We start from the raw sequence: 9,730 nt of genomic DNA, 5'->3' as shown, positions 1-9,730 counted from the left end.
CGCGGAGGCGCGGAGGGGGCGGGTTTGCCGCGCCAGCGGCTTTGTCCCCTCGACCGATCAGGGAGGGCGGCTTCGCCGCGAGCCTGACCCTCCGCGTCCTCCGCGCCTCCGCGCGAACATCCTCTTTCTTCTTCGCGTCTTCGCGTCTTCGCGCGAGCCATCCCTGCCGATAGCCCACCCTACGCACCCCGCGGTTGAGGAGCCCCGCCAGCGGGAGGCTCACGCGAACAGGCCGTGCAGATACCAGCGCGGGTGGTCGCGCTCGGTGTGCAGGCCGTGGCGGAAGATCCAGAAGCGGCGGCCGCGACGGTCCTCGACGCGATAATAGTCGCGGGTCGGGATGGCCGCGTCGTGACGGCGCCACCATTCGCCTGCGATCCGTTCCGGCCCCTCGACCCGCGCGACCTCGTGGAGTCGGCGGCGCCAGCGGAAGCGGTGCGGCGGGCCGTCCGGCACCTCCGCCATCACGCTGTCGATCGGCTGCGGCGGATCGAACAGATAGATTGGGCGCAGCGGCGGCTCGCCCTCCTCCGGCTGCGGCCAGGCCGTGGTCGCCGCCAGCGGCTGCGCGGCGGGCAGCGACAGTTCGGCCTGTTCGGGGATATGGCTGTCGCGCGGGACGAAGCGGCGGACGCGCTCGCGCCCCAGCCGCGTCGACAACCGGTCGACCAGCGCCGCCATCTGATCCTCGCGCGCGGCGCCGCCTTCCAGCTGCAGCTGCGTCGCGTCGAGCCGCTCGGTAAGCGCGATGTCGAGCCGGATCAGATCATAGCCGAAGCCGGGATCGAGCGGATCGGCGAGCGCGTCGATCCGCTCCGCGAACAGCCGCATCAGCAACGGTACGTCGCGGGTCGGCTGCCCGGTCTCCACGGCAAGCGGCTGGACATGGCCGTCGGCGCGGAACAGCCGCGCACACCAGCGCCGGCCGCCCTGGTGCCGCGTCTCCAGCACGGCCGCCGCTTCGGCCGCGAGGTCGGCGATCACCTGCAGCACATGGTCGGTGCGCGCGATCGGCTCGGCGAAGCGGCGCTCGGTGGCGACCGGCGCGGCACGGCTCCACGGTTTGAGCGGGGCCTGGACCTCGCCCGACAGGCGGCGCACCGCGCCCGCCGCCTCCGCCCCGAAGCGCGCCGCAATCCCTGCCAGCGGCCGGGCCATGACGTCGCCGACCGTCTTCAGCCCGGCGCGGGCGAGCGCGGTCGCATCCTCGGCGTCGAGTTCCAGCGCGGCGACGGGCAGACGACGCACCGCGCTCTTCTCGTCGGGCGCGGGGGCGCCGGCATAGCGGGCGAGCGCCAGCGCGATCTCCGGCGTGTCGCCGAAGGCATGACGGGCGAGCACGCCGCGCCGCGCCATGCGCGCCTCGACATCCGCGGCCAGCGGCCGTTCCCCGTCAAAGGCGTGGGTGCAACCGGCGATGTCGATCACCAGCCCGTCGGGGGGAATCAGCGCGACCGTCGGGCTGTATCGCACGCACCCCTCGGCCAACGTCTCCAGCCAATCGAGATCGGCATGCGGATCGGCGGGAAACGCCTCCAGCCCCGGCACCCGCGCCCGCGCGTCGGCGAGCGTCAGCCCCGGCTCCAGCCCTGCCCGCGCCGCGACCAGATCGACCGCGACGATCCGCACCGCCTGACCGACGGTTTCGGTGAAGACGGCCGGCGCCTCATCCCGTGCGACGAACAGGTGCGGCCGCGTGGCGCGCAGCCGCTCGATCGGCAGCCAGGGAAAGATCAGCGCCAGATAGCGGCGTGCTACGGAAGCTTTTGGCATGGCGGTCCCACTCCACGCGCCAGCGGGTTCCCGCGGGACCTCCCCGTCGGCGCAGACATTCGACATCAAAGGCGGGCGGACCCGGCGCCTCCGCCGCCAGCGCGGCCGACGGGGCGGAGGCGACGCCCCAGCGGGTCGCCGCGGCGCTGGCGGTCGGCGTCGCGTCGATGCGCAGCGACAGCACCGTCACCCCCGACCCCTCCGCCGCGAGCATCAATCGCCGCGTCGCGGTCAGGTCCAGCCCCGGCGCCGGGCCGTGGCTTTCGATCAGCAGCGTGCCGAGCCCCGGGCAGCGCGCGGCATCGGCGGCGGCACGCAGCAGCGCCGCCTCGTCCGCGACAATGCCGAGCACCAGCGAATCGGCACCCAGGCCGAGTTCGGCGAGCCCGCCGGCGTGCAGCCGCCCCTGCACCCGCTCCGCCGCCTCCACACGGAGCCAGAACAGGGGCAGCGCCCGCGCCGCGATCGCGGTGGCGATGCCGAATCCGGCTCCGCTTGCCCCGTCGCCCGTCTCGGTGGTGTAGATATCGTGCAATTGCCCCCGCCCCAGACCGCGGCGCAGCCAGCCATCCGGGCTGCCCGCCGCGGCTTGCATCAGGCCCGTTCCCGCAGCTAGGCGCCGCAGCCGGGCAATCAGGGCGACCGACTCGCTCATGCTATGTTCTTGTAATGTTCCGTAACGTGAGTCGCCAAGCCGGAATCTTTCCGCTTCGCATCACCTCATCGCAAAAGAGGGCTTGCACGCCCCCGGACCCGCTGCTAGTGGCCGCGCCTCACCCAGCCGGTCCTTGCCAAGCAGGACGGCTTCAGGCGCCAGAGCGGGCGTAGCTCAGGGGTAGAGCACAACCTTGCCAAGGTTGGGGTCGAGGGTTCGAATCCCTTCGCCCGCTCCAGTCTTTCCGTACATTGTCATGCGGTTACGGCGGTCCTTCGGGCCGAAGGGGATCCACAGAAGACATTCACAGCCGGATCGGCTTTCGCCAGAAGCGATCGTTCGTTCATCGTGTTCGCACCGTCGGTCTGGAGGCGCGCTAGCTGGATTTGGGCGTCTAAAACTGTCTTTCGAAAAAAGCAGGCTTGGACGGCAAATCGCTACCCTATTGTTCACCCGGCGTGGGGCCTCACAGACCCGATCGCATAATCAGACCCCGATATACGATAAGGTCGGCTCGATCTGTCCTGCCGACACCCCGATAGCTATCTGTCGCGGGTATGACACAAAACTTCCTTAGGCGTCCCGTATACGATTGAGGGCGCATCTCCGTTGTCGATAATCCGTGAGATCGATGTCTGGTTCGTAGAGCAGATACTGCCGCATGAGCGCCAGCTGCTGGCGGTCGCGATGCGGATTTGTCCGAGTGCGGATGAAGCGCGCGACCTGGTGCAGGATGTGCTGTTGCGCATGCTGACCCTGACCGACTGGGAAAGCATCGCGAATCCGCTCGGCTTCATGCGGCGGATGATCCGTAATGCGGCGATCGATCGCCTGCGCCACGCCAAGGTCGTCGATTTTCAGTCGCTGTCCGAAATCGAGCATGTCGATATTCCCGATCACGCCCCCGATCAGCACCGCGTGACGGAGGATCGGGAAACGCTTCGCCGACTGGCGCGGGAAGTCGACGGCTTGCCGGAGCGCTGCCGCGTGGTGTTCCTGAAATGCCGGGTCCATGGCGCATCGCCGCGGGCGGTTGCGGTGGAACTCGGCATCAGCCTTTCAACGCTTGAAAAGCGTCTCGCCCGCGCGCTGATACTGCTCAGCATCGCCATGACGGCCGATCGCGGCGATCCGATCGACGACAGTTTCGACCTGTGGGCGCGTCATCGCCGTACGGCCATCGCGTCGCACTGACGGATTTATTACAGAGGACTTGGCGGATCGGTGCGATCCGCCCGTCATCCCCTTGTGAGATCGGGTGGATAACAACATTGGCTGAGGGGTGCCTGACTGACGATGGCGCGCAGACGCTGCGCGAGGCGGCCGACTGGCTCGCGCGGCACCGCACCGGACGCATCGACGAAGCGGCCTTCGCGCGGTGGCGGGATGCGAGCCCCGCCCATGCGCTGGCCTTCTGCCGTGTCCTCGCGCTCTGGCGCGCCGAGCCGGCAGACGCTGTCGTGGCGCCTTCCTTCCCGCAACGTCACGGCCTGTTCGGACAAGCGTCGCGTCGCGATCTGGTGCGCGCCGGCGCGATAGCGGGCGTCGGCGCGATTTTGGCCGGGGGCGTGATCGTCGCCCCAGCCTATGCCTGGCATAGCGCGACAACGGAGGTCGGGGGGAGCAGGCGCATTCTTTTGCCCGATGGCAGCGGGGTCGAGCTCAACACCGATACGCGATTGTCATGGCGCTTCTCGGCATCCGAACGCGTGTTCTGGCTGGAAAAGGGCGAGGTGTGCATGACCCTGCGCAGCGGCCCCCTCGCCGTGCTGCGCGGCGGCCCAGCGCCGATCGTTATGACATCCGGCCTCTTCAACCTGCGCCTGCATGGCGACGGGGTCGAGTTGCTGGTGATGGAGGGCGGCGCCAGAATCGAAGGCGCCGACCGAACGCGGGCAACCATCGTTGCCGGGTCGGCCGCGCCGAACACCGCATTCGTTGCCCCCCGCGACATGCGGTTGCTGACCACTCGCATGGATCAGGTCGATGCCACCACGGCGTGGCGGGATCATGCCATCGTGTTTCAGGACGTACCGCTGCACGACGCCGTCAGGGAATATAATCGCTATCTCGCGCGCAAGATCGTCATCCTCGATCCCGAGCTTGCCGATACGCCGGTCGGCGGGCGGTTCGAAACCGGCGATCCGACCGCTTTCCTGAACGCGGTGGCGATCGGTCTCGGCATCCATGTCACGCCCTCGGCCAGAGGCTATTCGTTGGCCAAATCCCGCGTCACGCAAAAGTAATAATCGCCGAACTCCACCAAAAGAATTTTTAATCCCGATTTGGCGGTTTTTCTCTCCATCCGCGTCAAAGATTGTGACGGCGCCAAAGCCGCCATAGTCTCTGGGGGGTTCATGATTAGCCGTTTTGCTGCGGCGTTGCTTGCAACGTCGACGTTGTACGCGCCTGTTGTTCAGGCACAATCGCTCGATTCTCAAACGGATCGTGCATTCGACATTCCCCCGCAGCCGCTAGCCAGCGCGCTGACCAGCTTCGGCCAGCAGGCCGGGCGGCAGATATTCTTTCCGGCCGCCGCCATCCGGCATCGGCAATCGCCGCGTATCGCTGGCCGGATGGTGCCGCGCACCGCGCTCGACCAGCTTCTCAGCGGCAGCGGCCTAAGCGTGCGAAGCGACGATGGTCATATGATCGTGTTGGGCATGACCGCCCCGCAGCCGATCGCCGGGGCAACGCCGTCGGCCGCCCCTGCCCAGACCGCCTCCAGCGACGACATCGTCGTCACGGGCTCTGCACCCCTCGAAGAGGAAAAGGCGCTCGCCTGGAAGCGGCAACAACCCGGGACAAACGCGGTCATGTCGGGGGAAACGATCGCGCGTCGCCCAGGCGGCAATATCGTCGATATTCTGGCCGTGCTGCCGGGCGTGACCGCCTATGCGGACATGGGCCTGGGCCAGGCGGCGACGGGCGAGGCGGAATACATCTCGATCCGCGGCCTCGATTCGAGTTTCAACGAATATTCGGTCAACGGCATGCGCGTGCCCCAGGCCGATCCTTACACTCGCGCGCTGTCGCTCAAGATGATCGCGCCCTACGGCCTGCGCTCGGCAACCGTCGCCAAGACGCCGACGGCCGCTGACTATGGCAGTTCGATCGGCGGGACGGTCGACATCGCCACGCCGACGGGGTTCCAATATGGCGACGATTATCTGCGCGTGACGGGCGGCGGCAATTTCGCCGGCCGGGCCAATCATCTCGGCTTCCCGGCTTTCGGCGGTGTCGGGCAGGTCGAACTGGCCAAGCTGTTCGGTACGGCGCAAAAGATCGGCTTCTACGCGACCGCCTATTACGAGGAGCGCCGGTCCGCCGCGGAAACGACCGAAGCGTTCCGCTATATTCCCGCCACGCCGACCGCCGCGCGTAACGACCTCGTTGCGCTGGGCATCAAATACGACATGTATGATTCGGTCATCAAACGGTACGGCGGCAATGCCTCGCTCGATTTCCACAGTGGCGACGGCGTCACCGCGTTCCTGCGCGGCTCCTATGGCCGGTACGAAGTATCCTCGATCGACGTCCAGCACAGCGTGACCAGCGCGCTGTTGCAGCTGATCGGTGCGGCGCCCTTCTACAGCAACGGGCAGTACAATCCGCTGGGTACGCTGGCGGGCAGCTATTTCCAGGCCCGCGATCAACGCTCCACGCTCGCCACGATGCAGGCCGGCGCGGACATGGCCTTCACCGACCGCCTGTCGCTGTCGGCGCGCGCGTCCTACGGCTTTGCCGATCAGCAGCGCCCGAATTACGTCGAGGGCAGCCTGTATAGCGGTCTCGGCCTCGTCCTGGGCAGCGGCGGCCCGATCCCCGGCGTCCGCATCGACACTTCCGATCCGGCCGCGATCAAGCTCGATTTCGCGGATGTGGCACAGCGCAGCGCCGCCCTCAGTCCGCAATCCGTGCGGGTCTGGAAATTCCAGGGTCGCGACGTCAAGTCCGACGACCGGATGTACGGCATGCGCGCCGATCTCGCCTGGCGCGGCGACGGTGCGCTGCGCAAACTGTCAACCGGCATCGATCTCAACATCTCTGATCGCACCCAATATGATCGCGGGCTGCTCGGCAACGACGGCGACAATTTCGTCATTCCCGATAGCGCTGGCGGGCGTCCCAATCTGTTCAACGCGCAAGGGCCGACCGCCGCGGCGCTACCCGGGCGTGACATCTCCTTCATGGACGGCAACTATCCCGCCTTCCGCTTCTACGACCGGAGCTATTTCGAAAAGGCGATCCTGCCTTACGCCTATACCAACCAGTTCACTCCGGACGGCACGCCCAACCCGGGGAATTATACGACCAACGATTACAACCGGAACACCGTGTTCGGCAGCGAAACGGTGTTGGCGGGCTATGTCCAGGCCGATGTCCAGCTCGGCCGGCTGCAGGCGGTGGGCGGCGTACGCTATGAGCGCACAGATTTCACGGCGACGCATTGGCTGCTCGCTCAGCCGACAGGCTATTTCACGCGCGACGGCAATCGCTATGGTGAATGGCTGCCCAGCCTCAATCTGAGCTACCGGCCGGCCGACACGCTGATCCTGCGCGCCGCGGCGCGGCGCAGCTTTGCCCGGCCCGCCTTTGCGCTGATCGCCGGGCCGGAAACCTATGGCTATAACGATCTGACCGGTGCGGTGCAGACCGTCAGCCGCGCCAATCCCGACCTCAAACCCGTCACCGCGACCAGCTTGGACGCCAACATCGAATGGTATCCCGACCGCAGCGCCGTGATCGAGGCCGGCGGCTTCTACAAGAAGCTCTCCAACTTCGTCTTCACCGCCAGCGCGACGGGCAGCGCCCCAAACGGGATCACCGCCGCGGATGTGGTGAACGGCATCACCTATACGATGCCGATGAACGGTCGCGATGCGGAGGTCTATGGCCTGGAATTGCATGGCCGCAAGCAGTTCCGGGAGCTGGGGGCGTTCTTTGGCGGATTCGGTCTGGAGGGCTCGCTGACCGTTCAGGACAGCAAGGCCGATCCGGGTCTGACCGGCCGCGGCGACACGCAATTGCCCCGGGCGGCGAAGCTCATCTACAATGCCGAACTCTTCTACGAGCGTCCGCACTTTTCGGCGCGGCTGGCGTGGCAATATGTCGGCCGGCAGCTGCTCAGCCTGAACGATCAGCTCGACACTTATCTGCAGCCGATCCGCCAGCTGAACGTCAATGCGACCTATACGCTGGGTCGCTGGGCACTGTCCGGTCAGGTGCAGAACCTGCTCAACAGCTACAGCTTCTACAAGACGCTGGGCACGTCGACCCGGTATCTGGGTACGCAGGATGGCGGCGGGAACGGGTCCTATGTGCAGACCGGCCGCTTCTTCAAATCGACCCTGTCCTATCGCTTCTGAACGTCGACCGCCTGCCTGACCGGGAGGGGGCGCCATGCCGCACCCACCCGTTTGCCAAGGAGCCGAGACTGTGACCGATACGGATCGCCGCACCGTGATGATGGCCGCACTGGCCGGCGTGGGCGTCGCCGCCGCTGCGAAGCTACCGGCCGCGCGGCGACCGGGATCGCACGCCGCGTTGGTCATCGGCCATCGCGGCGCCTGTGCGCTGCGCCCCGAACATACGCTGGCGTCCTACGCCAAGGCGATCGCCGATGGGGCTGACTATGTCGAGCCCGACCTGATGCCGTCGAAGGACGGCGTGCTGATGGCGCTGCACGAACCCGATCTGGGCAAGGTCAGCGACATCGCCAGCCGCCCCGAATTCGCCGACCGGCGCAAGGTGGTGACGATCGGCGGCCAGCGGGTCGACGGCTGGTTCATCAACGACTTCACCTTCGCCGAACTGAAACGTCTGCGCCTCAAGGAGCGTATCCCCGACATCCGCCCCGCCAACACGCGTTATGACGGCATGTTCCAGATGGTCAGTTTCGACGAGATCGTCGATTTCGTCGCAGCCGAAGCGGCGACGCGCGGGCGGCCGATCGGCATCGCGCCCGAGCTGAAGGCGCCGACCATCTTCGCTTCGATCGGCCTGCCGGTCGAGGACCGCTTCGTCGCCGCGGTCGCCGCGCATCGCTATCTGCGCGACGCGCCGCTTATCGTGCAGTGTTTCGAAATCGCGACGCTGGAACGGCTGCGTGGTCATTTTCCCCGCGACGGATCGGTGCAACTGATGCAGCTGATCGACGATGCGCCGTTGGTGCCGCTGGACGTTGCGGCGGCGGGGGGCACGACCCGCTATGGCGATATGATGACCCGCCAGGGGCTGCGGCGGATCGCCACCTATGCCGATATTCTGGCGCCCGATATCCGCGCGCTGATCCCGCTGCGCGCCGATGGCCGGCTGGGCACGCCCACGCCCGCGATCGGCTGGGCCAAGGAGGCCGGGTTGCTGGTCGGGGGATATGAATTCCGGCCCGAGAACCGCTTCCTCGCTGCTGACTTCAAGAATGGCGCCGGCGGAGATGCGCGCAATCCGAACGGCTCGATCGCGGAGATTCACGCCTATCTGCGCGCGGGAATGGATCAATTCTTTACCGACGATCCCGGCATCGGACGCCAAGCTGTTCAAACCTATCTGGTCTGACGCCAACGTCGATGAACGGACAGAAAAGTTGCGTGACGGCAAAAGGGGTGATTCCCAATTAGCCGGGCCGAAACGATCCATGTCGACGGCACTGGCATACTGCCGTGAGACACATCCAGAGCGTGACGATAATAGCGGTGGCCGGATGATCCATACGACTATACGGTTGAGATGTAACGGCGGTAACATTAAGAACCCGCCATATGGAACATCGCTGGCTCGTCTTCACCTATAAAGTCCCTGCCGAACCGGCTGCCGGCCGCGTCGGCTTGTGGCGCAAGCTGAAGGCGATGGGGGCGGTTTATCTGCAGAGCGGCGTGTGCGTCCTGCCGAAGACCGACGATCACGTCCGCCGGCTGAAGATGCTCGAGAACGAGGCATCCTCGCTCGGCGGTGAGGCCGTGATCCTGGAAACGGTGGCGTTTGACGCGGCGCAGGAGGCCAAGGTGCTCGATCGCTTCCGCGCCGACCGGGACGAACAATATCGCGAATTTATCGGCAAGTGCGACGCCTTCGACGCGGAGATCGCCAAGGAATTCCGGATCGAGAAGTTCACCTATGCCGAGCTGGAGGAGGAGGACGCCGACCTTCGCAAGCTGCAGGGCTGGCTGGAGAAAATCCGCAAGCTCGACTTCTACGAGGCACCGCTCGGCAGGCAAGCGGCGGAACGGCTGCGTGGCTGCGAGGCGGAACTCGCCCGCTATGCCGAGCGCGTGTTCGAGGTTCAAGGCGAGGGCCGCTGAT

At 66.5% G+C, this 9,730-nt stretch carries 7 protein-coding genes and 1 tRNA gene; 6 read left to right on the top strand and 2 right to left on the bottom strand.

The genetic code is table 11. From position 1 onward, the window contains the following. Positions 1–219: 219 nt before the first annotated feature. Positions 220–1,773 (bottom strand): DUF6504 family protein, encoded by a 1,554-nt coding sequence (locus ACU5AX_RS11125; RefSeq protein ID WP_446690936.1) that lies wholly within the window; start codon positions 1,771–1,773, stop codon positions 220–222. Continuing rightward, positions 1,667–2,428 (bottom strand): hypothetical protein, encoded by a 762-nt coding sequence (locus ACU5AX_RS11120; protein WP_446690935.1) that lies wholly within the window; start codon positions 2,426–2,428, stop codon positions 1,667–1,669. The genes ACU5AX_RS11125 and ACU5AX_RS11120 overlap by 107 nt, the downstream gene beginning before the upstream one ends. A gap of 163 nt (positions 2,429–2,591) precedes the next feature. On the opposite strand from ACU5AX_RS11120, the gene ACU5AX_RS11115 reads away from it, so the two are divergent. From ACU5AX_RS11115 to ACU5AX_RS11090, 6 genes are all read left to right on the top strand, one after another. Further along, positions 2,592–2,666 (top strand) — tRNA-Gly (locus ACU5AX_RS11115). Positions 2,667–3,037: 371 nt separating this feature from the next. Further along, positions 3,038–3,622 carry an RNA polymerase sigma factor gene (locus tag ACU5AX_RS11110; protein ID WP_446690934.1) on the top strand — a complete coding sequence of 195 codons (585 nt, stop codon included), beginning with the start codon at positions 3,038–3,040 and terminating at the stop codon, positions 3,620–3,622. Next, positions 3,583–4,674 (top strand): FecR family protein, encoded by a 1,092-nt coding sequence (locus ACU5AX_RS11105; RefSeq protein WP_446690933.1) that lies wholly within the window; start codon positions 3,583–3,585, stop codon positions 4,672–4,674. The genes ACU5AX_RS11110 and ACU5AX_RS11105 overlap by 40 nt, the downstream gene beginning before the upstream one ends. Positions 4,675–5,004: 330 nt before the next feature. Next, on the top strand, positions 5,005–7,797 hold the full coding sequence (locus ACU5AX_RS11100; RefSeq protein ID WP_446690932.1) for a TonB-dependent receptor: 2,793 nt from the start codon (positions 5,005–5,007) through the stop codon (positions 7,795–7,797). A 70-nt stretch (positions 7,798–7,867) separates the two neighbouring features. Further along, the gene (locus ACU5AX_RS11095; RefSeq protein WP_446690931.1) at positions 7,868–8,986 is read left to right on the top strand and encodes a glycerophosphodiester phosphodiesterase family protein; all 1,119 of its coding nucleotides are present in this window, start codon (positions 7,868–7,870) and stop codon (positions 8,984–8,986) included. A gap of 203 nt (positions 8,987–9,189) precedes the next feature. Then, the gene (locus ACU5AX_RS11090) at positions 9,190–9,729 is read left to right on the top strand and encodes a Chromate resistance protein ChrB (RefSeq protein WP_198353976.1); all 540 of its coding nucleotides are present in this window, start codon (positions 9,190–9,192) and stop codon (positions 9,727–9,729) included. Position 9,730 lies beyond the last annotated feature (1 nt).

This window comes from Sphingomonas benefaciens (assembly GCF_052907485.1).
Note: the sequence above shows the minus strand (reverse complement) of the source record. Positions and strands in the feature narration are given on the sequence as shown.